Origin of the sequence: Chitinibacter fontanus, assembly GCF_013423785.1 — a bacterium.
Classification (GTDB): Bacteria; Pseudomonadota; Gammaproteobacteria; order Burkholderiales; family Chitinibacteraceae; genus Chitinibacter; species Chitinibacter fontanus.
The window spans coordinates 593,354-617,788 of record NZ_CP058952.1 but is presented as its reverse complement, the minus strand read 5'-3'; the positions used below and the strand labels follow the sequence as shown (position 1 = coordinate 617,788).

Annotated in this window: 21 protein-coding genes, 1 tRNA gene and 1 pseudogene; 12 read left to right on the top strand and 11 right to left on the bottom strand. The window is 51.2% G+C overall.

The features are described from left to right. Positions 1-13: 13 nt before the first annotated feature. From fliF to fliJ, 5 genes and pseudogenes are all read left to right on the top strand, one after another. Entirely contained in the window at positions 14-1,729 is a 1,716-nt protein-coding gene (gene fliF / locus HZU75_RS02860) for a flagellar basal-body MS-ring/collar protein FliF (protein ID WP_180307699.1), read from the top strand. 15 nt (positions 1,730-1,744) lie between these two features. Then, positions 1,745-2,751, top strand: a pseudogene (gene fliG, locus HZU75_RS02855) (flagellar motor switch protein FliG). Positions 2,752-2,761: 10 nt separating this feature from the next. Beyond that, on the top strand, positions 2,762-3,631 hold the full coding sequence (locus tag HZU75_RS02850; RefSeq protein WP_180307698.1) for a flagellar assembly protein FliH: 870 nt from the start codon (positions 2,762-2,764) through the stop codon (positions 3,629-3,631). Next, positions 3,615-5,015 carry a flagellar protein export ATPase FliI gene (gene fliI, locus HZU75_RS02845; protein WP_180307697.1) on the top strand — a complete coding sequence of 467 codons (1,401 nt, stop codon included), beginning with the start codon at positions 3,615-3,617 and terminating at the stop codon, positions 5,013-5,015. Before HZU75_RS02850 ends, fliI begins: the two co-directional genes overlap by 17 nt. Before the next feature lie 30 nt (positions 5,016-5,045). Next, a complete protein-coding gene (gene fliJ / locus HZU75_RS02840) occupies positions 5,046-5,489 on the top strand; it encodes a flagellar export protein FliJ (protein WP_180307696.1) in 444 nt (147 codons plus the stop codon). 38 nt (positions 5,490-5,527) lie between these two features. Here the strand turns inward: fliJ and HZU75_RS02835 are convergent. Beyond that, positions 5,528-5,603, bottom strand: a tRNA-Arg gene (locus HZU75_RS02835). 250 nt (positions 5,604-5,853) lie between these two features. Here HZU75_RS02835 and pyk point away from each other — a divergent pair. Next, positions 5,854-7,293 (top strand): pyruvate kinase, encoded by a 1,440-nt coding sequence (gene pyk, locus HZU75_RS02830; RefSeq protein ID WP_180307695.1) that lies wholly within the window; start codon positions 5,854-5,856, stop codon positions 7,291-7,293. Between the two features lie 99 nt (positions 7,294-7,392). On the opposite strand, the gene HZU75_RS02825 is transcribed toward pyk, so the two are convergent. The 3 genes from HZU75_RS02825 to HZU75_RS02820 all read right to left on the bottom strand — a co-directional run bounded on the left by HZU75_RS02825 (position 7,393) and on the right by HZU75_RS02820 (position 11,671). Further along, on the bottom strand, positions 7,393-9,279 hold the full coding sequence (locus tag HZU75_RS02825) for a methyl-accepting chemotaxis protein (protein ID WP_180307694.1): 1,887 nt from the start codon (positions 9,277-9,279) through the stop codon (positions 7,393-7,395). A gap of 179 nt (positions 9,280-9,458) precedes the next feature. After that, positions 9,459-9,947, bottom strand: coding sequence for an ACT domain-containing protein (locus HZU75_RS17265; RefSeq protein ID WP_228028169.1), 489 nt, complete (start codon positions 9,945-9,947; stop codon positions 9,459-9,461). Further along, positions 9,890-11,671: a RelA/SpoT family protein gene (locus tag HZU75_RS02820; RefSeq protein ID WP_228028168.1), complete on the bottom strand. Its 1,782-nt coding sequence runs from the start codon at positions 11,669-11,671 to the stop codon at positions 9,890-9,892. The genes HZU75_RS17265 and HZU75_RS02820 overlap by 58 nt, the downstream gene beginning before the upstream one ends. Before the next feature lie 106 nt (positions 11,672-11,777). Between HZU75_RS02820 and HZU75_RS02815 the strand changes: the two genes are divergently transcribed. Beyond that, positions 11,778-12,332, top strand: coding sequence for a DUF2062 domain-containing protein (locus HZU75_RS02815; RefSeq protein ID WP_180307693.1), 555 nt, complete (start codon positions 11,778-11,780; stop codon positions 12,330-12,332). Positions 12,333-12,340: 8 nt separating this feature from the next. On the opposite strand, the gene rsgA is transcribed toward HZU75_RS02815, so the two are convergent. The 3 genes from rsgA to HZU75_RS02800 form a co-directional block, all read right to left on the bottom strand. Then, entirely contained in the window at positions 12,341-13,225 is an 885-nt protein-coding gene (gene rsgA / locus HZU75_RS02810) for a ribosome small subunit-dependent GTPase A (protein ID WP_180307692.1), read from the bottom strand. A 20-nt stretch (positions 13,226-13,245) separates the two neighbouring features. Then, positions 13,246-13,560, bottom strand: coding sequence for a 4a-hydroxytetrahydrobiopterin dehydratase (locus HZU75_RS02805; RefSeq protein ID WP_180307691.1), 315 nt, complete (start codon positions 13,558-13,560; stop codon positions 13,246-13,248). A 65-nt stretch (positions 13,561-13,625) separates the two neighbouring features. Continuing rightward, positions 13,626-14,891 carry a M48 family metallopeptidase gene (locus tag HZU75_RS02800; RefSeq protein WP_180307690.1) on the bottom strand — a complete coding sequence of 422 codons (1,266 nt, stop codon included), beginning with the start codon at positions 14,889-14,891 and terminating at the stop codon, positions 13,626-13,628. Between the two features lie 141 nt (positions 14,892-15,032). Between HZU75_RS02800 and orn the strand changes: the two genes are divergently transcribed. The 5 genes from orn (at position 15,033) to HZU75_RS02775 (ending at position 17,760) form a co-directional block, all read left to right on the top strand. Beyond that, positions 15,033-15,629: an oligoribonuclease gene (gene orn / locus HZU75_RS02795; protein ID WP_180307689.1), complete on the top strand. Its 597-nt coding sequence runs from the start codon at positions 15,033-15,035 to the stop codon at positions 15,627-15,629. Between the two features lie 23 nt (positions 15,630-15,652). Next, positions 15,653-16,165 carry a CinA family protein gene (locus HZU75_RS02790; RefSeq protein WP_180307688.1) on the top strand — a complete coding sequence of 171 codons (513 nt, stop codon included), beginning with the start codon at positions 15,653-15,655 and terminating at the stop codon, positions 16,163-16,165. Beyond that, positions 16,166-16,591, top strand: coding sequence for a pentapeptide repeat-containing protein (locus HZU75_RS02785; RefSeq protein ID WP_180307687.1), 426 nt, complete (start codon positions 16,166-16,168; stop codon positions 16,589-16,591). Positions 16,592-16,596: 5 nt separating this feature from the next. After that, positions 16,597-17,307 (top strand): helix-turn-helix transcriptional regulator, encoded by a 711-nt coding sequence (locus tag HZU75_RS02780; RefSeq protein ID WP_180307686.1) that lies wholly within the window; start codon positions 16,597-16,599, stop codon positions 17,305-17,307. Positions 17,308-17,382: 75 nt separating this feature from the next. Next, positions 17,383-17,760: a VOC family protein gene (locus HZU75_RS02775; protein ID WP_228028167.1), complete on the top strand. Its 378-nt coding sequence runs from the start codon at positions 17,383-17,385 to the stop codon at positions 17,758-17,760. An 8-nt stretch (positions 17,761-17,768) separates the two neighbouring features. On the opposite strand, the gene HZU75_RS02770 is transcribed toward HZU75_RS02775, so the two are convergent. The 4 genes from HZU75_RS02770 to HZU75_RS02755 form a co-directional block, all read right to left on the bottom strand. Then, the gene (locus HZU75_RS02770) at positions 17,769-18,368 is read right to left on the bottom strand and encodes a helix-turn-helix transcriptional regulator (protein ID WP_180307684.1); all 600 of its coding nucleotides are present in this window, start codon (positions 18,366-18,368) and stop codon (positions 17,769-17,771) included. Between the two features lie 72 nt (positions 18,369-18,440). Continuing rightward, positions 18,441-20,258: a TolC family outer membrane protein gene (locus tag HZU75_RS02765; RefSeq protein WP_180307683.1), complete on the bottom strand. Its 1,818-nt coding sequence runs from the start codon at positions 20,256-20,258 to the stop codon at positions 18,441-18,443. 165 nt (positions 20,259-20,423) lie between these two features. Continuing rightward, a complete protein-coding gene (locus HZU75_RS02760) occupies positions 20,424-22,736 on the bottom strand; it encodes a CHASE2 domain-containing protein (RefSeq protein WP_180307682.1) in 2,313 nt (770 codons plus the stop codon). Between the two features lie 35 nt (positions 22,737-22,771). Further along, positions 22,772-24,430 carry a FecR family protein gene (locus HZU75_RS02755; RefSeq protein WP_180307681.1) on the bottom strand — a complete coding sequence of 553 codons (1,659 nt, stop codon included), beginning with the start codon at positions 24,428-24,430 and terminating at the stop codon, positions 22,772-22,774. Positions 24,431-24,435 lie beyond the last annotated feature (5 nt).

Sequence of the window (24,435 nt, the reverse complement as noted above, 5' to 3'; positions counted from 1 at the left end):
TAATCGGTAGGGTATGGCAGAAGCGGGCGTCGCAGCAGATAACACCTTGGTGACAGCAAGAAATATCGGTGGGCTGAGACAACGCTTCGACGCGCTGCCGCCTGCGCGAAAAATGATGGCCATGGTGATGGTTGCCGTACTTATTGCGGCTGTTGCGGGCTCTCTGCTATGGTCGCGTGAACCCGCTTATCGCATTCTCTTCACCAACCTGCCAGATAAAGATGGCGGCGCAATTGTTCAATCACTTGAACAAATGAAAATTCCTTATAAATTGGATGCAGGCATGATTTCGGTGCCGAGCAATGTCATCTATGACGTTCGCTTGAAACTTGCTGCGCAAGGCTTGCCAAAAGCCGGAAATGTCGGTTTTGAGCTGCTTGATAATCAAAAATTTGGTGTTTCACAATTTGCAGAGCAAGTAAATTACCAACGTGCAGTTGAAGGTGAGCTGACTCGCTCGATTGAGTCGATCTCTGCTGTGGATAAAGCGCGGGTTCATTTGGCAACACCCAAGCAGACGGTCTTTTTACGAGACCAGCAAAAACCATCGGCTTCCATTGTATTGACGCTGCATCCTGGACGTACCTTGGATGGTGGACAGGTTGCCGGCATTATTCATCTCGTATCCTCCAGTATTCCCGGAATGCCTGTAGCCAATGTGACAGTGGTTGATCAGGATGGTAATTTACTTTCCCGTTCCGCTGATCTTAATTCGCGCGGCAATCTAGATCAGCGTCAGCTTCAGTATGTTGGCCAGATTGAGCGTGGATTTGTTGAGCGCCTAGAAACTATTCTTGCGCCAATAGTGGGCAAGGATAATGTGCGCGCCGAGGTGACTGCTCAGGTTGATTTTGCTGAAATTGAGCAAACCTCGGAAAGTTTTAAACCTAACTCGCCACCTAATACTGCCGCTATTCGTAGCCAGCAAACGATGGATCAAACGGGTAAAAATGCCGACGATGCGGCGATGGGGGTCCCTGGCGCTTTATCAAACCAGCCTCCAGGGGCTGCAGCTGCGCCAATTACAGCACCGATTGCATCTGGGGCTAGCGCTGTGGGTTCTGTGGCCAGCAGCAACAGTCGCAAAGAAGCAACCACCAATTATGAAGTAGATAAAACCATTCAGCATGTCAAACAGCCGGTTGGTATCGTCAAGCGCCTTTCTGCCGCCGTGGTTCTCAACTACAAGGCGGGTAAGGATAAAGATGGCAAAGTGGCTTATGTGCCGTTCACTGCTGCCGAAATGACGCAGATTAATAATCTGGTACGTGAAGCCATTGGCTATAACAAAGAACGTGGCGATTCAATTAATGTTGTGAATGCCGCATTTGCTGAATCTATGCCACTAGAGGACAAACCGCTACCTGATAAAGCGCTCAATTACATTCAGAGCAACGCAATGGATGTACTGAAAATGCTAGTGATTGCCATTGCATCACTGTATTTGTTGTTCTTTGTTGTGCGTCCATTGATGAAAGATCTGACGCGTTCTAGGGATGAAGCGCGTACCATTGAGCTGGATTTGGGCGAGCCCGGTTCTGGGAATGTATTCTCAATTGAAGGTGGGGCTGATGACAGCCCTGAAGAACAAAACAAAATGGCTGCTTTTGCTGACTTGCTGCAGCAGGCAAAAGAGCTGGCTAAAAATGATCCCCGTATGGTGGCCACTATTCTGCGTGAATGGATGACACCACAAGACGACAAGTCTAACCCCAATAAAATATCCTAAGCGGGAGCACACAGCATGGCTGCCAATTTGAATGATGATGGCGTACACAAAAGTGCGCTGCTGCTGATGTCTTTGGGTGAAGATGCCGCGGTCGAAGTGTTTAAGTTTTTGGGCCCAAAAGAGGTACAAAAGCTCGGCTTTGAAATGGCCAATATGAATTCGGTCAAGCGGGAAGAAATGGATGCGGTATTGGGCGATTTTATCGCCGCGACACAAAATCGTGCCAATCTTGGCGCTGCCGATGAATATATCCGCTCGGTACTCACCAAAGCCTTGGGTACAGATAAAGCTGCCAATCTGCTTGATCGCATCTTGCAAGGCAATGATAACAATGGGATTGAGTCACTGAAGTGGATGGATTCCGCTGCCGTGGCCGAGCTGATTCGCAACGAGCATCCGCAGATTATCGCTACCATTTTGGTGCATCTGGAGCCCGATCAATCATCCGAAATTATGAGTAATTTCCCCGAGCGGGTACGCAATGACGTGCTGCTGCGGATTGCCACGCTGGAAGGCGTGCAACCTGCGGCGTTGAAAGAGCTTAATGATGTTTTGACGCAGTTGCTATCTGGCTCGGACAAACTCAAAAAGAGCGCGATTGGTGGGGTGCAAATGGCCGCCGATATCCTCAACTTTATGGGGGGGTGGTCGAAGCCTCTGCAGTGGCCAATATTCGCGAATATGATCCAGAATTGGCGCAGAAAATTCAGGACAAAATGTTCACCTTTGATAATGTCCTTGATATTGATGATCGCGGTATTCAGATATTGTTGCGCGAGGTGCAATCGGATTCACTGATTATTGCGCTCAAAGGTACCAGCCAAGCACTGCGTGAAAAGATTTTCAAAAATATGTCGCAACGTGCTGCTGAGATGTTGCGCGAAGATCTGGAAGCTAAGGGCCCTGTTAAACTCTCCGAGGTTGAAGGCGAGCAGAAAGAAATTCTTAAAATCGTTCGTCGACTGGCTGATGAAGGGCAGATTGTCCTTGGTGGTAGCGGTGGCGAAGGCATGATTGAGTAAGGTATAGGTAGTGTCAGGTCCACAACGTCGTATTATTCCTAGTGAAGAGCTGACCGAGTTTCAGCGCTGGCAATTTAATTCCTTACTCGATACACCTGCTATGCCTGCGGAGTCTATTGATTTGCAGCCGCCAGAAGTGATCGAGCTGGCACAGGTAATTGCGGATGAGCTGCAGCCCGAAGTTGAGCCCGTGCTTTTAGACGAAGAGCCGGCGAGTGATGAGTCGGTCAATCATGCAATGCCGTACCCGACAGCAGAAGAAATCGAAGCAATTTCTCAGCAGGCACACGAGGAAGGTTATCAGGCTGGGCTGGCTGAAGGTCGTGCACAGGCAGAGCTGGAGTTGCAGCAATTGCGCCCATTGTTGGCGCAAATTACTGAAACTTGCCAACATACAGAAGGCGCACTAGCTGATGCGGTGCTAGAGCTTGCGCTATTAGTGGCTCAGCAGATGGTGGGGGATGAGCTGCGACAGCACCCTAAGCAGCTCCTAGCTCCTATTCGTGAGGCTTTGGCTGCTATTCCAACGGCGAGTAATCCATCTAAATTATTTTTATCCCCCGCTGATCTGCAGTTATTGCAGCAAGATTTGCATTATGAGCTGGCCGACGATGTATGGCGGTTGGTGGCTGATGAGCAATTGATGACGGGCAGTTGCCGCATTGAAACTCCGAATACGCAATTGGAGTTTTCTTTGGCTAGTCGCTGGAAGAAAATTACTGGGGTATTAGCTGCTAAATCAGTTCCTGATTTTTCTTTGGATCAATACCAAGGTGGAGTATTTGCGACTGCAGATGCTTTGCCATCACTAGAGTCAACGTCGAATACCATTGGCTCACCAGCTACGCCTTTCAGTTTTGATCATGACACCGACGCTTAAGTCGATCCAAGATTATCTCCGCGATTGTGGTGCTGCCGTAAATTCGGTAAAGCCATGGTTACCTCGTGGCCGTTTAACCCGCGTTTCGGGGCTGGTGCTGGAAGCTGTTGGGTTGCGCTTACCAATCGGTGCCTCGTGTGATGTGATGACGCCAAGTGGTCACCCAGTTGAAGCCGTGGTGGTCGGCTTTCAGGAGCAGCGACTTTTCCTGATGCCGATCGCAGAGATCTATGGCGTTGAACCAGGGGCCAGTGTTATGGCGCGTGAAGACGTGGCTGCTTGGCGACCGCAGCTTGGGCATCCAAGGCCAATCCAACGCCGTGCAGAAGACCACGGGCGGCAAGTGCCGGTCGGCTGGAATTTGCTGGGCCGAATTCTGGATGGTTTGGGCCGACCACTTGATAGCAAAGGCCCGATCAATAATGAAGCCTACTACCCACTATTTTCGCGCCCCTACAATCCGATGGATCGGGAGCCAGTGCGCACCGTGATGGATGTTGGCGTACGGGCGATCAATGCCATGCTCACAGTGGGACGTGGTCAGCGCTTGGGTTTGTTTGCCGGCTCCGGGGTGGGTAAATCAGTATTGCTTGGCATGATGGCGCGCTTTACTAGTGCCGATGTGGTGGTGGTTGGGCTGATTGGCGAGCGTGGTCGTGAGGTAAAAGACTTTATCGAGAATATTTTGGGTGATGAAGGTCGGGCGCGCAGCGTGGTGGTTGCTGCGCCAGCCGATACGCCGCCACTGTTGCGTCTGTATGGTGCGGCGTATGCGACCAGCATTGCCGAATATTTCCGTGATCAGGGCAAAAACGTGTTGTTGATTATGGACTCGCTCACCCGCTATGCCATGGCGCAGCGGGAGATTGCATTGGCGGTGGGCGAGCCACCTGCAACCAAAGGCTATCCGGCTTCCGTGTTTGCGCGCTTGCCGCAATTGGTTGAGCGGGCTGGTAATGGGCGTGAAGGTGGTGGCTCAATCACCGCGTTTTATACCGTCTTGTCGGAAGGCGACGATCAGCAAGACCCGATTGCCGATAATGCACGGGCGATTTTAGATGGCCACTTTGTATTAAGCCGCCAATTGGCCGAGTCGGGCCATTATCCGGCGATTGATATCGAAGCCTCGATTTCGCGTGTAATGCACGACATCATTAGCCAGCAAGAATTTGAAATGGTACGCCGATTCAAATTCTTGTACTCCCGCTATCAACGCAGTAAAGACTTGATCAGCGTTGGTGCCTACGTACCTGGCTCCGATCCAGTGCTCGACGATGCCATTCGCCGCCACCCTAGCTTTGAAGCTTTTTTACAGCAGTCGATCAATGAGCAGGAAAGCTACGACGGCGCTAGAATGAAGCTGTCCCAATTGTTTGCCCAGTAATTCACAACTATTTTCTAATTGGTATTCACAGTGGCCGCTTTTCGTTTTGCCTTTTTATTGCAACTTGCGCAAGATGAGCGCGAAGAGGCGTCGCGTGCGATGCAAACTGCGCAGGCGGCGTGGCTGTTGGCCAAATCCAAGCTTGAGCAAGTCGATGGTTTTCGGGCCGAATATCGCGCACGGTTGGCTAATAGTGCCCAAGCCGGCATGTCGGTGATTCAGTGGCGAGATTTTCAGTTGTTTCTGGCCAAGCTTGATGGTGCCGCGGTGCAGCAAGGCGACGAAGTGGCGCGACTCGGGTTTGAATATGAGCGACGCAAAGCTGATTGGCTCGCTTGCGAGAAAAAAGTAAAAGCCTTTGATGCGCTGCGCGTGCGCCATGAACAGAGCGAATTAAAAAAGGAAAACCAGCGTGAGCAAAAAATGCTGGACGAATTTAATAGCCGAATTCGCCCTAATTCATCCGAGCATTAAAAATACAAAAAGCCCCATCACTGGGGCTTGCTGCATTTTGGTATCCCCACCCCGACTCGAACGGGGATCTTTCGCTTAGGAGGCAAGTGCTCTATCCTGTTGAGCTATGGGGACAGCCAGAGCGGCATTCTACGATTTTAATGCCCTTGCGTCCAATCAAACCACCTACCTGCTCAGCTTTACTGCGCAACTATTCTATTTCCCCAGTTAATTGGCATTTTGGCGACAAATTGCGCGGATATTGAATGCAAATTGAATTAAATTGATTAGGCTCAGATCGTTAATTTTCTATCTGTTCACAATGGATAAAACTGAAATGGCCCGGTCGGTATTGTGATGCCGAATCAATTGAAAGGAGTTTTGCATGTTACGCAGCACTAAGATTGTTTCCACTTTAGGCCCCGCATCCAGTGACGCAGCAACGCTGGAGCGTTTAGTCGCCGCCGGGGTCAATATGGTCCGGCTTAATTTCTCTCACGGCACGGCGCAGGATCATCTAGATCGTGCAGCATTGGTGCGGGAGCAGGCAAAAAAAGTAGGTCGCCCAATTGCAATTATGGTGGATTTACAAGGGCCAAAAATTCGGGTTGGTAAATTTAAAAAAAATAAAATTGAATTAGCCAAGGGGCAAAAATTTATCCTCGATGCGGCCTGTGAGTTGGGCGACCAAACCACCGTTGGTCTTGACTACAAAGAGCTCCCCAATGATGTAGAGGCCGGTAATATTCTGCTGCTGGATGAAGGCAAGATTCAATTGCAGGTCGATGCGGTAGAAGGACAAAAAGTCAATACGACAGTGTTGATCGGTGGAGCTTTGTCTAACAACAAAGGGATTAACCGCCAAGGTGGTGGTCTGACTGCACCAGCACTAACTGCCAAAGATATGGAAGACATTAAGGTCGCCGCCAAATTGCACGCTGATTATGTTGCCGTTTCTTTCCCAAAAAGCGCGGCCGATATGTATATGGCACGAACATTATTGCGTGCAGCAGGCAGTAAGGCTTTGTTAATTGCCAAGATTGAACGCACTGAGGCCATTACTAATCTGACGGAGATTCTTGAAGCTTCCGATGGCATTATGGTGGCGCGCGGTGATTTAGCGGTAGAGGTTGGTGATGCCGCGGTGCCTGCGCTGCAAAAACGCATGATTAAAGCGGCTCGCCGGATGAACAAACTAACCATCACAGCAACACAGATGATGGAGTCAATGATTTCTAGCCCGGTACCAACGCGTGCCGAGGTGTCTGACGTAGCAAATGCGGTGCTCGATGGGACTGATGCGGTGATGTTGTCGGCTGAAACGGCATCGGGTCAATATCCAGTGGAAACGGTTGAAGCCATGGCGCGGATTTGTCTGGAAGCTGAAAAATCGCAAGATTACAAAGTGAGCAGCGAGGCTTTGCTGGAAGGTGAATACACCCGAGTTGACCAAACTATCTCGATGGCCGCTTTGTTCGCCTCGAATCATTTGAATGTCAAAGTGATTGCGGCTTTAACTCAGTCAGGCTCTTCGGCTCTGTGGATGTCACGCGTGATTGCGGGGGTGCCTATTTATGCTTTAACTCCCGAGGCGGAAACCTACAGCCGTTTATCCTTGTTCCGCGACGTTGAGCCAGTAATGCTCTCGCATGATAATACAGACCGTGAGTCATTATTGGTAAGAGCCGAGCTCGAAATGTTGCGACGTGGCATTGTGCAACCGGGGGATTTGATTGCCTTCACTTTCGGCGATGTGGTTGGGATGCTGGGCGGCACCAATTGTCTGAAAATTGTTAAAGCGGGCGACGCGCAAAAAAGCCGCTAATTGATGAAATTGATGTGATAAAAAAGGCCGCATAAGCGGCCTTTTTTATGGGTATATTTACGAAGATTAGTATTGGATTGAGTTGGAAGGCTATACCTATTAGACTTTAAATCGACCAAACATTTCGCGTAGAAAGCCTGCTAAATGATTAAGTTGGGCTATGGAATCATTGGCACGGTGCAGTGCGACATCCGATTGTTGCATCTGGTTGGTAATGTTTTCTGCACTTTGCGCCATCATGGTGGTGGCATCCTGCTGCTCTTTGGTGGCATGAGCAATTTCACTCATTTTTTCCATCACCTGACTCATGTTCTGGCGAATATCAACAATTTTCTCTGCCGCGTGATTCGATAAGCTAACACCACTTTGCACGGCACCGAGCGTGGATTCCATATTCCGAACCGCGGCATTGGTTTCCCCGCGAATGCCATCGATCATACCGGTAATTTCCAGCGTGGCAGAGCTGGTGCGCTCGGCCAATTTCCGGACCTCGTCGGCCACGACCGCAAAGCCACGACCTTGCTCCCCTGCGCGGGCTGCTTCAATCGCGGCATTGAGTGCCAGTAAATTGGTTTGATCGGCGATCTCTTTAATCACCTGAATAATGCCACTAATTTCTTGGCTACGCTGATTGAGGCGATCTAATAATGACGATAGTTCACGTACTTCGGAGGCTGATTTGCCTACTTCGGTGGCTACTTCGCCCATTGTTTTAGCCGAGTCGGCTGACAGCGCGCCAGTATTATTAACTAGATAATTAGCTTCTCCGGCATTGTCTGCAATGTGGCTAATGCTGACAGTAATTTCTTCAATCGTCGCCGCGTTAGTGGCTGCCATATCCGACAAGATGCGTGAATCATTTGAAAGCGTATTGAGTACTTGGTTAATTTGCTGCACACCGATAGTCAGATTTTCCGTTTCTTTGCGCAGATCGCTAAACATTGTGCGCAGACGCGAGGTGAATTGGTTAAATGCCTTAGCCGTTTGCGCAATTTCATCATCGCCATCGATCTGAATTTGTCGCGTCAAGTCGCCTTCACCCTGTGCAATTTCAATCATCCCTTTGCGTACGCGGTTCAGCCCGGACAACATGCGGTTTACAAGGTAGCTCGCCAGCGGAATAACTAGAACCAGGATAACCAGCAGCGTGCCAATTGCCATCCACAGTAGTTGTTGTAGTGGCGCAAGTGCGGTGGTTTTGTCAATCACCAGCACCATATATAAATCGCCACCTTCGATTGATTTTGCGAAGATGAATTTATGCTCGCCATTGATATCAGTATCGAGCAAATCTTGGCTTGCATCGAGCTGTGCTAATTCAGTGGCGCTTAGGGCTGGAGTTAATTCAGTCGCAGGCTTCAGGATTTTGCTTTGGTCGCTGTGCACCAGAATCGTGCCAGCCTTATCAACCAAAATGGCGTATCCATTGCCAGTCATTTTGATATTTAAAACATCTTTGACAATATCATCTAGAAAAATATCGGTACCCACTACCCCAAACAATGCCCCGTTTTTCTTTACTGGGGCGGCAAAAGATAAGGTTAATCGTTTGGTCCCGGCATCCACGTACGGTGCCGTCATGACTGGTTTGTCTTCTTTCTGGGCCAGCTGATACCAGGGCCGTGAGGTTGGGTCATAACCCGCTGGTAGCCCAAGGTCGCGGGTTGTGATCATTTGCTTTTCATGTGTACCCAAGTAGGCCGAATCGAATTTGGCGCTTTTTTCTGCTTGGGCAATCGCGGGAAGTGGATCGCTAGCTTGTTCAAGGGTTTTGGCCAGCGAGGTAACAATCATTTTTTTATCGGCAATCCAGTTACGAAGCATGACGCTATAACCAGTTTCAACGCCGATAATTTCATTGCGTAAACCAACATTGATCATTTCTTGTCGCATTTTGGAATATGCGCCAATAGTGATAATGGAAGCTACCACGAGAATTAAGACCGCGATAAATGCAATCAGCCGTAAGCGTAAGGAAGTAAACATGAAGACACCCCGTGTTATCGAGCTTTTGTAATAGGTTTATCGGTTTTATATCGGCATAAAACTGATTCACTATAGGTGTTGTAGCACGTGTTTGTAAGACAGAAGGGTGATTAAACCCTGATTGCAAAATAGATGAAAAAAATGCGATTAGCAATCAAGGGTTTAATGGTTTTGTGTTCTTAGCTTCGAGCGCAGCGCAGCACGCTGGGTACGTCTAACAGCCGCGCAAAAATACGCTGTAGCTGTTCGTTGTCACGAATTTCAATCGTAAAAGCTATGCGAGCCCGGCCATCGCGTACCTGCATATTCGCTGCGCTAACATTAATCTTTTCGCGCGACATAATGTCAGTCAGATCGCGTAATAAACTGGCTCGTTCAGTGGCTTCAACCAAAATATCCACGGCAAATACATGCCCGCTTTTGGCCAAGTTACCCCAATCGGCACGAATTAATCGCTCTGGTGCTTCGGCGGCCAGTCGTTTAAGTGCGGCGCAGTCGCAGCGGTGAATCGAAATGCCACGGCCCTTGGTGACATAGCCCATCACGGCATCAGGAGGAACCGGCTTGCAGCACTTGGCCAGCATCGTCATTAGTTTGTCGATACCCTCGATTAGAATACCTTCGCCATATTGCGTAGCACGCGCCGCGCGCACAAAGTCTTCGGGCATCTCGGTGACAGGAGGTTCGGGGGGCGAAGTGCATCGCTAAACGCTAAATTGAGCTCGCGCAGGCTCACCTCACCTTGCCCAAGTGCGATATGTACCTCGTCGATGGTTTTGAAGCCAAGACGCGTGGCGATGAGCTCCTGATTCAGCTGACTAGCTCCTGCGCGGGCAGATTCTTTTTCGTACAGGTTTTTGCCTGCTTCTATGGCGACATCGAGGTTTTGCTGCCGTATCCAATGGCGGATTTTCTGGGCTGCGCGGTTACTTTTGACATAACCCTGATGTAGCCAATCGAGACTAGGCCCGCCTTCCTTGGTTGATAAAACTTCAATACGCTGGCCATTTTCCAGTGCGGTATTGAGTGGCACGATTTGCCCATTGATTTTGGCGCCGCGGCAGCGGTGACCTAGATCGGTGTGCAAATGGTAAGCAAAATCAACCGGCGTGCTGCCTTTGGGCAGCGAAATGACGCGACCGGCTGGGGTCAGCACATAAATAGTGTCTTCAAATAATTCGGCTTTAAATGCATCGGTAAATTTATCGTCGGTGGCGACATCATCGCGCCAATCGAGCAGTTGGCGCAGCCAGGCGATTTTTTCTTCATAGCGCGCATCACCATGCCCGCCTTCTTTATAGCGCCAATGTGCCGCGACGCCGTATTCAGCGTGGTCGTGCATATCAAAGGTGCGAATTTGCACTTCAACTGCTTTATCTTGCGGGCCGATCACGGCGGTATGCAGGCTGCGGTAGAAGTTGCCTTTGGGTTGTGCGATATAGTCGTCAAACTCACCAGGAATCGGCTGCCACAGGTTATGCACAATGCCAAGCACGGTGTAGCAGTCTTTCACGTCGTCAACCAGTACACGCACCGCACGAATATCGTATAGCTCGGAAAAGTCGAGCTTCTTTTTCTGCATCTTTTTCCAGATGCTGTAAATGTGTTTCGGTCGCCCCATTAAGTCGACGTGCGTCACGCCCGCTTTCGCTAGTTCGCTGCGTAGGGTGCCAAGTACTTCGGCGATGAAATGCTCACGATCTACCCGGCGCTCAAGTAGCAATTTGGCGATTTTTTTATAGGTATCGGTGTGCAGGAAACGAAATCCGAGGTCTTCTAGCTCCCACTTGATTTGCCATACCCCAAGACGATTGGCCAGCGGCGCGAACACATCCAGTGTTTCCTGCGCGATTTTGCGGCGTCGCTCTTCGGATATTTTGGCTATGCTGTGCATGGTTTGCGTGCGCCAAGCCAGCTTGATCAATACCGCACGAATGTCTTCCACCATCGCCAGCAGCATTTTGCGCTGGGCTTCGACCTGCTGCGCGTAATCGTCGGCCTTGACTGCACTCGGTTTGGCCAGTGAACGTAATTTACGGACTTTACTTATCCCATCGACCAGTTGCGCCACGACCTTGCCAAACCGTTTGTCGATTTGTTCGGCTGACTTCTCAACAAAATCGGGGATGCAAAACAGTAGGGCGGCAATGACCGCATTGGCATCCATGCGCAAATCAGCCACGATAGACGCACTGGCAACCGCATGCAAAAACAATGATTCATCAGTATCAGGGTTGAGTGCTTTGCCATATACCTCGGCAATCCAGTCCAATGCCTCGCGCAAACGGGCGATTTCATTGGGTGGATAGCGCTCGGCCAGTGCGGCGAGCCAGCGATCTGGGTCGGCAGCTTCGGCAATGGATTGGGCAAGCGGGCGGGTGACTGCAACCATAGTGAATTCTACTGTCCTTGGGTTTAGCCAATTAGTTTTATGGGTTGACTGAATTTTGCCCAAAATAAAAGGTCTGTCATAGCTAAATTATCGCTAAAATTTACAAATGCCTAGAAAACTATTGCGTCGTTGCTTACCTGACCAGCAAACCCTGCACCAGAATGTCTTTTTACGACGCTTTGCGCACTGGTTTGAGCACCCTAATTTATGGCACCTAAATCGGCATTCCGTTGCCGGTGGCGTTGCTGTAGGCATGATCGGCGGTTTGATCCCTGGCCCATTACAGATTATCACTGCATCGATTTTATCGTTGCTGTTTCGTGTGAATCTGCCAGTTGCGATCTTTGCGACTTTTTATACCAACCCATTCACAATTGCGCCGATTTATTGGGTAGCGTTTTTGCTCGGCTCTTGGGTCAGTGGGCAGGATGGCGGCGCGACCATGGCGCAAATTCCGTCATTTACGGCGATGCCGTTTTTTGATTGGATGGGAGCTATGTGGCTGTGGGTGCAGTCGCTCGGTGTGCCCTTGTTAATAGGCTTGCCTTTGCTAAGCCTATTACTGGCGATTGCTGGATTTTTTATCGTGCAGATTGGCTGGCGACTATGGGTGTATTTGGCGCTAAGCAAGCGTGCAAAGAGCCGAAGAAGCAATACATAGTTAGGGTATTAGTAATTGGTGCTCGCTAGCTGTATTTCATCCTGCAAGCGGTGCATCAATTCTAGTCGGGTTGGGGCAATTGCACCTGCGGCTACCGCATTGAGAATCGCACAACCGGGCTCCTGACGGTGACGGCAATTGCTGAAGCGGCATTGCCCAACGTGTGGTGACATATCGGCCATTAAATGCGGCAATGATTCGGCGCGCATATGCGCTAGCCCAAACGATTGCAGACCCGGTGAATCAATCAACTCGGCCGTTTCATTTAATTTATACAGCTGTGCATGGGTCGTGGTGTGTTTACCCGAATCGAGTGCGAGCGAGATTTCATTAACTCGTGCATTGGCTTCGGGAATCAGCGCATTGGTAATGGTGGATTTACCCATGCCTGATTGACCAACCAAAACCGAAATCTGGCCATCTAGCCAAGGCATTAAGGGGCTCAGGTCTTGCTTGGCTGAGATTTCGACCACGGGGTAATCAAATTGCTTGTAATAGGCTAGGCGCGCACGAGCTGCATCACTTTCGGGTAGATCGCATTTATTCAGGCAAATTAGTGCACGGATATTGGCATCCGCTGCAGCGAGCAGGGCGCGGCCAATCAGCTCGTCCGAAAAACTTGGTACCGATGCGACCACAATCACAATTTGCGTGACGTTTGCCGCAATCAGTTTGCTTTTCCATTGATCCGAGCGATACAGCAGCGTTTTGCGCTCAAGCGCTTTGTTGATGACAGCTTGCTCGGCGTTGATCACATCGATGGCCACGTAGTCGCCGCAGGCATAATCGGTTTTTTTGCCGCGAGTCGAGGCGGAAAGGCGACGGCCATCGTCGAGTTCGACGATATAAACCTTGCCATAGCTAGTTACAATTCGTGCAGTTGTCGCGCTCATGAAGCCTTAAATCTGTGGGTCTACGCTTTAAGTTGGTCAACTCGGGCGGCGCAGATAAAGTCATTACGGGAAAGGCCGCCCGCTGAATGGGTATTCCAAGTCAGCTTGCAGCGGCCAAAGGTTAAATCAATTGCCGGATGATGATCTTGCTGGTGGGCAATAAAAGCCACCGCATTGGTAAATGCCATCGTTTCATGGAAGTTGCGAAAGCGAAAGGTTTTTTCCAAGCTGCCGTTGACGATAATCCAGTCTTGCAGCTCGGTTGAGAGCATTTCTGCTGCAACTTCATCCAATTTGATTGCTTTATCAACACAGGTTTCTTGCGCTAGCGACATGATTACATCCTGAAAGTAACAACGTAATCTAGTTCTAGCATGCTTTTTCGCCCGAAACTGACAATTTATGCGTTTAAACGGCGTAAGGCGGCAATCCGCAAACTGGCGGGCGGATGGCTATCGTAAAACATGCTGTGCAGTGGGTCTGGGGTTAGTGTTGCAGCATTATCACGGTACAGTTTAACCAGGGCGCTTACGAGATCTTCTGCCGAGCCACCGGATTGCGCACAAACGCTGGCGGCGTAGGCATCGGCTTCATACTCATGTTTGCGTGAGGTGATCGAGCTAAACGGGGAGAAAATAAAAGTAAACACCGGCAGTACCAAAAAGAACAGCAATAAGGCGGCGGCAGTGCTCGGATTCGTGACCCCTAGTCCTTGATAAAACCATAGTTCGGTCTTTAGTTGGCCCAAAACCCACAATAGTCCGAGCATAAGTCCAAAGGTCCACACCAAGCGTTTTACAATATGGTGATGCTTGAAATGGCCAAGTTCGTGCGCCAATACGGCTTCCACTTCGGCTGGTTCCAGATGTTTGAGCAAAGTATCAAAGAACACAATCCGTTTGGATTTGCCCAGACCAGTAAAGTAAGCGTTGCCATGGCTGGAGCGTTTACTGCCGTCCATGACAAACAGGCCATTACTAGTAAAACCGCAGCGATCCAGTAAGGCAACGATACGCTCTTTCATTGCACCATCTTCCAGTGGTACAAATTTATTAAATAGTGGCGCAATGAAGGTTGGGAACACCCACATCAGCGTGAGCGAAAACACCAGCCACGTGGCCCAAACGTAGAGCCACCACTGATCCCCCATTCGGCCCATTAGCCATAAAATTGCACCTAATAGCGGTAAACCAATCACAGCCCCCAGCGCCGTTGATTTGAGCAAGTCGCTGATAAATAGCTTGGGTGTCATCTGATTAAACCCAAAGCGTGCCTCAATTACAAAGGTCGAGACCAATGAAAATGGCAGGCTGATGATGGTATTGATCACCGCCAAACCGGCGATCAGCGCTAAACCCTGCGCAATATCTGAGCTAAACCACGGTGTAGTGAGTTGGGATAATAGTTCTATGCCGCCACCAACCGTAAAAGCAGCTAACAGCATGGCATCAAAAATGGTGCTGAACATACCAAAACGAGTTTTAGCAATGGTATATGCCGCAGCCCGGCCATGTGCTTGTTCGGTAATTTGTGCGGCAAATTCGGCTGGTACGCTATGCCGATGTTTGAGCACATGGTTGATATGGCGCATGGCTAACCACAGTTGCAGTAAGACACTGGTCAACAGCGCGAATAAAAACAGAATAGAAAACTGATGGGCGGTCATAAACAATTGTCTGGGTATGCAAATGGGAAGTGAGTCAAGCCAATACTTGCGGTTGCCGCCAAGCCAAGGTGACTGATCACGATGGTCTATAAGGTAGGCAGCCTGCTAAAATAGGTCTTTTTTATAGCTAAGCGAGTAAGTATGCCACAAGACCAGAACCACCTCATCTGGATCGACATGGAAATGACCGGTCTGGAACCAGAAACGGATCGTGTTATTGAAATTGCGGTGGTGATTACCGACAGCCATTTAAACCTAATTGCGCAAGGCCCTAGCCTGGTGGTTCATCAATCAGATGAAATCATGAATGCGATGGATGAGTGGTGCACTAAAACCCATGGCAACTCCGGCCTGACTGCGAAGGTAAAGGCATCGACGTTGTCCGAGGCCGAAGTTGAGGCTCAAGTGATCGAGTTTATTCGCCAATATTGCCCTAAAGGTGTTTCGCCACTGTGTGGTAACTCTGTGCATCAAGACCGTCGGTTCTTGGTTAAATACATGCCCGAGCTGGAAAGCTGGTTCCATTACCGCAATCTGGATGTCTCAACCCTCAAAGAATTGTGCAAACGCTGGAAGCCTGAAGTGGCTAAGCAATTTAAAAAACGCGGTGCACATACCGCACTGGCCGATATTACCGAGTCTATCGAAGAGCTCAAATTCTATCGCGATCACTTCATCAAGTTGGCGGGTGATGGGGTTGATGTAGCGCTGCTCCAAACCGAAGAAGACGATGCCTAAGGGCGTACTCATAGGGCATTGCAATGACTGATTTTCCTGCTCCATTTTCCCCTGCCGTAGAGCATCTGGCGACCGAAATCGGCCAGTTATTGCTGGCGCGGGGCGAAACGCTGGCCACTGCCGAATCGTGCACCGGTGGTTTAATCGCGGCGGCGATTACCGAGATTGCCGGTTCGAGCGCTTGGTTTGAGCGTGGCTACATTACCTATGCCAACCATGCCAAAGCTGACATGCTGGATGTGCCACCGGCGTTTATTGATGGGCTGGGCGCGGTGAGCGAACCCGTGGTGGCGGCGATGGCGCAAGGCGCAGCTACCAATGCCAGTGCCCGCTGGGCCGTCGCCGTTTCGGGCATTGCCGGTCCGACTGGCGGTACACCAGACAAGCCCGTCGGCACCGTGTGGCTGGCGTGGGCGACACCGGCTGGCATCGTGACCGAGAGGCAGGTATTTACCGGTGGTCGTTCACAGATAAGGGCTGCTACGGTATACCATGCTCTTTGTCGTTTGGCTGAACTGATCAAAGCGGTGCACTAAATGCCCCAAGCACCAATTACGCCCAGACTCTTCGTCAATGAACACTTTAAAGATCGCTTGTTAAAGCCCGCTTCTTGGTCTGAGCATGCTTATCGATATTGTGAATTTGAGCTGATATCTGGTGAAGGTGCTCAGATTGACTCAATCTTTTACGCTTGTGTCTTTAAGCAATGTGATTGGTATTGGGCATTGTTTAATATGGCTGTGTTCGTTCAAGTGCGGTTTGAAAATTGCGTCTTTCGCGGCGCAGCGTTTGCAGACTGTCGATTTGTTGAATGCCAATTTATTAACTGTCAGTTTATTCAAGATAACCTTGGCGCACCTTGTAGGTTTAACGATAGTGAGTTCTTTGCTTGCACTCAAAACAACTCTCATGGATTGCCCTCCTCATTCTGTATTATCCGATCTAAAACTGTGGGGGCTTAATTAAAATGGCGCGCGCGGCTCGTTTGCTGGATTTGCTGCAGCTCTTACGGCAGCATCGATTTCCGGTGAGCGGGCAGGCGCTGGCGGCAGAGCTGGGCATTAGTTTGCGCACGCTATACCGCGATATTGCCACCCTGCAAGCGCAGGGTGCGGAAATTAGCGGCGAAGCCGGGCTGGGCTATGTGCTCAAGCCCGGTTTTGTTTTGCCGCCGCTGATGTTTGATCAAGATGAACTGGACGCTTTGTTGCTCGGTTTGAGCTGGGTGGCCGAGCGTACCGATCCGGCCTTGCAAAGCGCCGCGCGGCAGGCCTTGGCCAAAATCAATGCAGTACTGCCGCCGGAGCGCCGCCCGCTGCCGGGGCAAGCGGTGCAGCTGGTGGGTCCTGTGCCCTTGGCGCCCGAGAGCAATACCTTGCTGGCGCAATTGCGGCAGGCGATCCGCCGCCAGCAGGTGCTGGAGATTCATTACCTCGATCTGCAGCAGATTCCGTCCCGCCGCGCCATCTGGCCGTTAGCGATTGGCTACTTTGAGCAAGTGCGGGTGCTGGTTGCTTGGTGCGAATTGCGCCAGGGTTTTCGCCATTTTCGCACCGACCGGATTAGCTACTGCGCGCCCTCGGGGGCGCGTTATGTTGGTACGCGGGCGCAGTTACTACAGACTTGGCGCACGCAAGAAGGCATTACCCGCAGCGTGGCGACTGCTGACATTTTCTGACACTGGTATGGCGCATAGTGGGGGTACGGGCAGGCCGCAGCGGCCGGCTCACTGACCAAACCACGGAGAATGACCATGACTGCTTTTGACCCTAGCTATGTATTGCTGTATGTCCAAGACCCGCAAGCCAGCGCAGCTGCATATCAGCGCTTACTAGGGCAAGCACCAGTCGAGCTGAGCCCGACGTTTGCGTTGTTTGTGCTGCCGTCTGGGCGCAAATTGGGTTTGTGGCAGCAGGCTGGAGTCTTGCCGGTGGCAGAGGGGCAGGGCGCGCGGGGCGAATTGTGCAGCACGGTGGCCGACATGGCAGCGCTGGAAGCCGCCCAAACCGCCGGTGTCGCGGCGGGTTGGACGTTAATCCAGCCGATTACGGAAATGGACTTTGGCACGACGCTGGTGCTGGCCGATATCGATGGCCATCGCCTGCGTTACTTCGTGCCAGCCCAAGCTTAAGGCGGGGTTTAGTTCAGGCCGTTCAGGCGCAAGGTGAGCTGCACCCGATCGGCAATACCCAGTTTTTCGTAACAGCTGGTCAAGTGCGCCTTGACCGTGCGTTCGGAAATATTCAAAAAGCGGGCGATTTCCTTATTGGCATAGCCTTTGGCGGCGTAGCGGGCGGTTTCCAGTTCCCGCTCGCTCAGGGCCGATAAATCGGGTGCCTGTTGCGCGGGTAAATGGTTGATCGCGGCCAGAATCCGCTGCACCAGGCTGCGGCCGGCCCAGATTTCGCCGGCGGCTACGACAGCCAAAACCTGTGCCAGCAAACTGGCTGGCGCTACTGCATGGCAATAGGCGCGCGCACCGGCACTGAGCAAACGATGTCCTTCTTCATCGGTTGGCGTCGTACTGGCAGCAATGACCATGACATTACTGACACGTTGATGCCACTGACTTTGGCTCCATTGGACGACCTGAGGATGCGCTAGGTCGATGACCAAAATCGCCGAATCGGGGAGAGGGGTATTAGCTTGATTGAGGGCAACGCAATCGTAGCCCCAGCTGGCCTGCCAGTGTTTGAGCAGGCCTAAGTCTTGGCTGAGCAGATAAATCGGCTGGCTCATGTGTAATTCCAGTTTTTATGGGTATGATGCTGCAGCCCATTTAAAATATGGGCTGCAGCATCATACGGGTAGTTATTCTGTACGCCCGCTGGTCACACGTTCGCGGCTGATCTTCCATTTGCCGCCTTCTTGTACCAACTCCAGTGTTTTCTGCACGGTATCGCTGTAGTCTTTTGAGCTGTAGTTCTGTGTAAAGGTCACTTCGCCTCGCTCTTTGCCGCTCATCGTACAAGTCTGGTTGTCCAGCTTGAGCGTGATGCTGCCTTCTTTGCTCACGCGAGCACGGCGTTTGGCTTCCCAATCGGCACGCGTGCGGCCGCCACTAGCTTCAAACTTCTGGGCGTAGAAGCTCAGGTAGGTATCGAGCTGCTTGCCTGACCATGCGGCGGACCAGTTGCCGACCAGGTCGGTGATGGCTTTGTCGCAAGTGGCGGCACCAGTGGCTGGCTTAGCTTCCGGTGTCGGTACGGGTGTGGCGGCGCGCGGGGGACGTGCGGCCATCACGGCATCACGATCGAGTTTGACGCTTTCAATCATCGCGCCCGAGCAGGCAATGCGCTCGTCGTCGGTGACGTTGTCACCCAAATTGTCTTCGGGGCCAGTGCTTTCCAGTGGCGAGAGTTGCAACGCGGCGAGCAATTGGTGAGTTTGTGCCAGTACGCGCGCGTGCGAGAGCTGATAGTCGTAATCGCCTTTCACCAGCGCAATTTTGGCTTCGAACAATTCATTTTCAGTATCAAGCACGTCGAGCAATGAACGCTGGCCGATATCAAATTGACGACGGAAGGCGTCACGCGATTTTTCTGTGGCCAAGGCGTGCTGGTCAAGGTAACCCAGCTGCTCTTTCAAGCGGAAGGTGTCATTCCACGCGATTTGTGTGGTTTGACGAATATCGCGGCAGGTTTTGTCGCGCAATTCGTAGGCAATATTGAGCTGCTCGGCATATTGGCTGGCACGGGCTTGGGTGGCACCGCCGCGGAACAGGTTGTAATTCATCACCAATTGCACCACGCCATCTTTGTAAGTGCCGTCGATGTTGTCGCGGTTTTTATCAAGGCCTTGGCTGGCGCGTAGTTCGAAGGTCGGGTAGTAATCGCTCTTCTTGTTTTCTGCATCCGCACGCGCTGCGCGAATGTTGTAAACCGCAGCTTTGAATTGCGGATTGTTGCCCAGCAGAGCTTTCAAGGCATTCACATCACCGGGCAAGGCATTGGCGAGGTTGCTGGGTTTGGGCATATCTGCCTCAGGTGGCAGGCCCGTTAGGCGCTCATAGCGCGTAGACACATCGTGCAGATTCGATGCTTGCGTTAGCCAATTGGATTCAGCCAGTGCCAAACGGCCTGTCGCGGTTTCCAGATCGACGCGACGCCCCACGCCAGCATTTACCCGCTCGGCAATTTGATCGTAGGTTTCTTTGTGAATGGCGTAGTTTTCTTTAGCCAACTCCACCAGTTCCCGATAGCGCAGCACATCGAGATAAGCGTTGACGGTTTCCAGTGCCGCCATATCGCTGGCGGCGAGTAATTCGTAATAACGGGTCAGTTTGCCATAGCCGAGGCGACGCACTTCGGTTTGGGTGGCAAAGCCATCAAACAGCATCTGGCGTAATTCTAGGCTGACGCCATAGTGGTTAAAGGCGTTATCGCCTTTATTGGCATAGGGACGTTCTTGTTTTTCATAACCGGTGTAGGCGTTCAGATCAACGCGGGGATAGTAATTACCCTTGGCGACATTTTGTTCTTCGCCAGAGGCTTTGTAGCTGAGCCATTTAGCGCGTACTTCAGGGTTTTTAAGGACAGTTTGCTCGACGGCGTCTTTGAGGCTGCTGGCGGCAAAGGTCTGATTGGCACTTAAGGTTAATACCATTAATGCTAATGGTTTCAAATTCATGGTTGCTCCAAGTCTTCTTTAATTATTTTTAGTTAATTGAATAGTTTGCACAGTGTATTACTTAATAATGACAGTGTCATTGTGCTTGCTTGAATTTATGCTTTAGCAAGATGCTAATGCAATGTGGTATTAATCACTACCGAGTTAACAATTGTTAACACAATGTCATGCATTGATTTTTGGCAGCACAATACTGAAGCGACTACCTTCGCCCGGTTTTGACTGTATTTTAATTTCGCCACGATGCCGTTCGGCGACTGTTCGCACAAAGGCCAGCCCAAGTCCTACGCCATTATTACGGCTGGCTACTTGGGTAAATTTGCCCGTGATCCGGCTTTGCTGATCAGCGGCAATTCCGCCGCCATAATCTTGTACCGATAGCTCAATATTATTGTTTTCTAATATTGATACGCTGCAATCAATTGAATCCCCGGTATGGCCATATTTCAGAGCATTATCAATTAAATTACTTAAGGCGCGGCCAAGCATTACGCGATCAACTGGGTAAATTGCCAACTCAGGATCAGGTAAATGACTCACCGTATTGATATTGAGATTTAATAATTGTGCCTTTTCCCAAAATTGATCACTGGTTTCGTACATTAAATCTAAAAGATCAACGGGTTCGATTTGGTAATTGGCAGAGTTGGCGCGTGCAAGTTGCACAAAATCATCGGCCAGTTGCAGGGTGCGTTGGGCATGTGCGGCAATGCGCTCAAACAAAGTTTTATGGCTGCTGTCTGGATTGGGATGAGCGCTTTGATGCAAGGTTAGCAATGCGAGGATGGCTGACTGCGGTGAACGCATATCGTGCGACAGGAAGTCGAGTGCTTCATCACGCTGGCGCTGCGCTGCTTGTACTAAAGACAGATCGACCATACTTACGATCCAGCCGATCACTCGGCCGGATTCAGTCTGCCGTGCCACTGATTTGACCAGCATATCGCGCCCCTGGCGATCGCTAGCGCGCCAACTAGCGCCTGCGGGGCTGAATAAGTTGGCAATTAACAATTCTTTATTGGGAATCATCTGGCTCAGCTGGGCTGGCAGTAATTGATTGAGTACTGGCGTACTAAAAAAACGCTGAGCGGCCTGATTTTGCAAAATGACTTTACCGTTGGCATCGCACACCAGTACGGTATCGGCTAATTGATCCAAGCTATCTCGTACAAAGCGGCGTAAGCTGCTGAGTTGATCAACCGCATGGCTTAAGGCCGCCATTTTCTTATCCAGTAAATCCAAACCCACGCCATAGTTTGGCAAGGTCGCTAGCAGCGGGTCTTCTTGCCTGATTTTGCTCACTTGCTGGGCAAAATAGCGCAAGGCTGCTTCCATACGCAGCCAACTCCACAATGGATACAGCACCAGCAAAATCAGTAATGCGGCCAGTGGGGCAAATTGAATATGTAAGTAGCGCTGCATGAGCTCGCAATACACCACAGTACCGATTAATAAGCTCGCAATTGCGAGCAGTGCCCATTTCGGACGGGCTTTTTGCAGCGCCCATAGTGCCAAACCCACGGCAACCAAGGTAAAAAGCGCGTTTTCCCATGCTGCAGCGAGGCGCAATGTGTGTTGCTTGCGCACCGCATCCAGCGTATTGGCAATGAGCTCTACACCGGGCATTAATGCTTGTGAACCCGCCATTGGTGTGGGGTATGCATCACCAAGCCCTGTAGCAGTAGCGCCTATCAACACATACTTGTCGCGAAACAATTCAGGATTCACTTTTCCATTGAGGACATCAGCGTAGCTGTAACGTGGATAAGTGCCAGGTGCTCCGGCGAGCGGTAGGCGTAGCCAGTAATCGCGTAGCCAAAGTTCTTTATCTCGGTGAATGGGGACTGCCAGTTTGCTATCGGCAGGGAAAATATCGCTATGCCGCTGGCCGGGTAGTTGCTGTGGCAACTCGCCGCCAATTTGCAGCAAGGCCAATGCCAGATGGTTCCAAGGGGCGTTGGCATCACCTTCTTGCAGGAACACGCTGCGAACCAAACCATCGCGGTCAAGTTCTGTGTTGATGTGCGCTAGGGTCGCGGCGTTCGCTGCCAAGCTTGGCAATGGCAGAGTTAAATTGGCTACGCCGCCCTGATTGGCCAGAAAAACCGGCAATGCCACGTGGCCATTGCGCCGCAAAGCGGCTGCGAGCAAGTCATCATTAGCTGGTTTTTGAGCATCTGGCTCCGACAGAATGAGATCGAGCCCAATTGCGCGCGCGCTGTGCAACCGGTCTAGCAAGGCGGCATGCGTGCTGCGTGGCCATGGCCAGCGCCCCAATTGCGCTACGCTGTCATCATCAATGGCAATGATCACAATATCAGGGTCAATCGCACGCTGTTGGCGCGCGGCACTCAGATCAATCAAGGTCTGGTCTAGCCGCCCAAGGCCATTTAAGGCGCCTAACCCAATTGCCAGCACAATACTGGCAAAAATCAGTAGCCAGCGGGGTTGCGTGTATCGGGCGAGGAGCTGTTTCATAGCTGGCGTACTCTTGGGTCAGTAGGGATGAGCGCTTAATCTGCGATGCGCAGTGGTTTCCCATGCCCGTCGACTAAACCTGAGCCATTGCTGCTGCAGAGCACGGCTGGGGTATTGAGCCGGCGTGGCTTGGAAAACTCCGAGCTCATTCCGTATTGGTTGGTGGATTTGATCCGAATAAAATAATCAAAGCAGCCCAGTGGTATCGCCAGCGTGGCTTCGGGCTCAGTCAGCTGTAGATCGAGCACTGGTGCGCTAAATTCACGATCACGAGCGATTTGTAGCTGATAAGTCGTTAGCGCCTCACCCGCCCATTGCACCCTTAGGTGTTCGCCGTAGCTCACTTTTGCCTCGGGTGAGGAGGGGGCTTTGACCACTGTAAATGCGGTGGCGGCACTAAATGGGCCACGCTGCCAATCGCCTTGTGCATCATGTTCCAATGTGGCTACACGCCAGAAATATTGCTGTGGGGTATCGAGCTGACTATCCCAGCGGCAGCGTGCACCTTCGATCATCTCTTCCTGGGTATTGCTTCCAAAGTCAATTTGAGTGCTGGTTTGGAATAAATACCCTTTGGCATCATCTTCGCCTGCACAAATTAGTGGCACTTTACCGCTAGGGACTAATGCTGCTTGTAGTGGCGCCTGAATCAACGGTGCCGCCGGGCTGGTTTTAATTTGGATGGGAGTCAATAGCTCTTTGCCTGCCAAGCCTTCGGCACTGATGGTGCGAACCCGCAGCAGATAATGGCCGTCGGCGATCGGGCCGTTCAGCGTGGGTTGGGCATCGTTACTCAGCCAAACGATTTGGCTAGGGTTGGACGTGGTTTCAAGCTGCGCTAATAAGCGGGGATTCGTGGCGTTGTATTGCAGGGGAAGCGTATATGGTAGCTTGTCAATGCGCTGGATCGGATGTTGCCATTCAGGGGCGGCTGGCAGCGCCTGTATCTGCGCGGCTTGGCCTCTGGCCATGACAATCCCATTACCCGCTTCAAGAGCCGTTTCTTGGCCCGCAGTAAATACCACCTTGCCTTCAACCAGATCGGTCAGTGTTTGCTTACTCTGCTCATTTAGCGCGACACCAAAACGCGTGCCGCGTACTCCGGTGACCGCCAACGGTGTTTTAACTTCAAAGCGCGCACCCGCTGGCTGAGGCTGCACGGCAAAATCGGCACGGCCTCGCTTGAGCGTTAGCTCGGTTTGTTGCGTTTGGGCTTGCGGTATGCTGCGCAGGCGTTGCAATTTAAATTGGCTATTGGGCGATACATACATCTGGCTGCCATCTTGCAAACCTAAACCCAGCCAAGCACCAGCGCTGGCGGCAATGGTGTCGCCTTCGCGCAATGTTTGCCCTACAACTGGATTTTTACCTTTATTTGGGCCGGCGATAATTTTCACTTCGCCGCGCAAATACAAAATTTGCGCTGTTTGCGGTGCGCCGCGCATTAAGCGCACAGGGATTTGCACTGTGCTGCCCGGTTGCAGCAGATTGGGGTTAGCAATGGCATTGAGTTTGGCGACTGTTTGCCAATCGCTAGGGCGGTTAAGTAGCTTGGCGGCGATCTGGTATAAATTATCATTGGCTTGCACGGTGTAAGCGTGCATAGCATCGCTGGCCATGGTCATTGGGCTGCTTGCCATCAAAGTGGCCAGCAGCAAAGTGCGAATTGAACGAGTGTGAGACAAAAAAAACATTACAG

What these genes read in the sequence shown, in the direction of transcription:
- HZU75_RS02820 (WP_228028168.1), bottom strand. Translation starts at nt 11,671, where the DNA reads ATGGTTGCAGTCACCCGCCCGCTTGCCCAATCCATTGCCGAAGCTGCC.
- HZU75_RS02775 (WP_228028167.1), top strand. Translation starts at nt 17,383, where the DNA reads ATGACTGCTTTTGACCCTAGCTATGTATTGCTGTATGTCCAAGACCCG.
- HZU75_RS02755 (WP_180307681.1), bottom strand. Translation starts at nt 24,430, where the DNA reads ATGTTTTTTTTGTCTCACACTCGTTCAATTCGCACTTTGCTGCTGGCC.
- HZU75_RS02780 (WP_180307686.1), top strand. Translation starts at nt 16,597, where the DNA reads ATGGCGCGCGCGGCTCGTTTGCTGGATTTGCTGCAGCTCTTACGGCAG.
- HZU75_RS02825 (WP_180307694.1), bottom strand. Translation starts at nt 9,279, where the DNA reads ATGTTTACTTCCTTACGCTTACGGCTGATTGCATTTATCGCGGTCTTA.
- HZU75_RS02770 (WP_180307684.1), bottom strand. Translation starts at nt 18,368, where the DNA reads ATGAGCCAGCCGATTTATCTGCTCAGCCAAGACTTAGGCCTGCTCAAA.
- HZU75_RS02765 (WP_180307683.1), bottom strand. Translation starts at nt 20,258, where the DNA reads ATGAATTTGAAACCATTAGCATTAATGGTATTAACCTTAAGTGCCAAT.
- HZU75_RS02805 (WP_180307691.1), bottom strand. Translation starts at nt 13,560, where the DNA reads ATGTCGCTAGCGCAAGAAACCTGTGTTGATAAAGCAATCAAATTGGAT.
- fliF (WP_180307699.1), top strand. Translation starts at nt 14, where the DNA reads ATGGCAGAAGCGGGCGTCGCAGCAGATAACACCTTGGTGACAGCAAGA.
- HZU75_RS02760 (WP_180307682.1), bottom strand. Translation starts at nt 22,736, where the DNA reads ATGAAACAGCTCCTCGCCCGATACACGCAACCCCGCTGGCTACTGATT.
- fliI (WP_180307697.1), top strand. Translation starts at nt 3,615, where the DNA reads ATGACACCGACGCTTAAGTCGATCCAAGATTATCTCCGCGATTGTGGT.
- HZU75_RS02790 (WP_180307688.1), top strand. Translation starts at nt 15,653, where the DNA reads ATGACTGATTTTCCTGCTCCATTTTCCCCTGCCGTAGAGCATCTGGCG.
- HZU75_RS02785 (WP_180307687.1), top strand. Translation starts at nt 16,166, where the DNA reads ATGCCCCAAGCACCAATTACGCCCAGACTCTTCGTCAATGAACACTTT.
- orn (WP_180307689.1), top strand. Translation starts at nt 15,033, where the DNA reads ATGCCACAAGACCAGAACCACCTCATCTGGATCGACATGGAAATGACC.
- HZU75_RS02800 (WP_180307690.1), bottom strand. Translation starts at nt 14,891, where the DNA reads ATGACCGCCCATCAGTTTTCTATTCTGTTTTTATTCGCGCTGTTGACC.
- pyk (WP_180307695.1), top strand. Translation starts at nt 5,854, where the DNA reads ATGTTACGCAGCACTAAGATTGTTTCCACTTTAGGCCCCGCATCCAGT.
- HZU75_RS02815 (WP_180307693.1), top strand. Translation starts at nt 11,778, where the DNA reads ATGCCTAGAAAACTATTGCGTCGTTGCTTACCTGACCAGCAAACCCTG.
- HZU75_RS17265 (WP_228028169.1), bottom strand. Translation starts at nt 9,947, where the DNA reads ATGCCCGAAGACTTTGTGCGCGCGGCGCGTGCTACGCAATATGGCGAA.
- rsgA (WP_180307692.1), bottom strand. Translation starts at nt 13,225, where the DNA reads ATGAGCGCGACAACTGCACGAATTGTAACTAGCTATGGCAAGGTTTAT.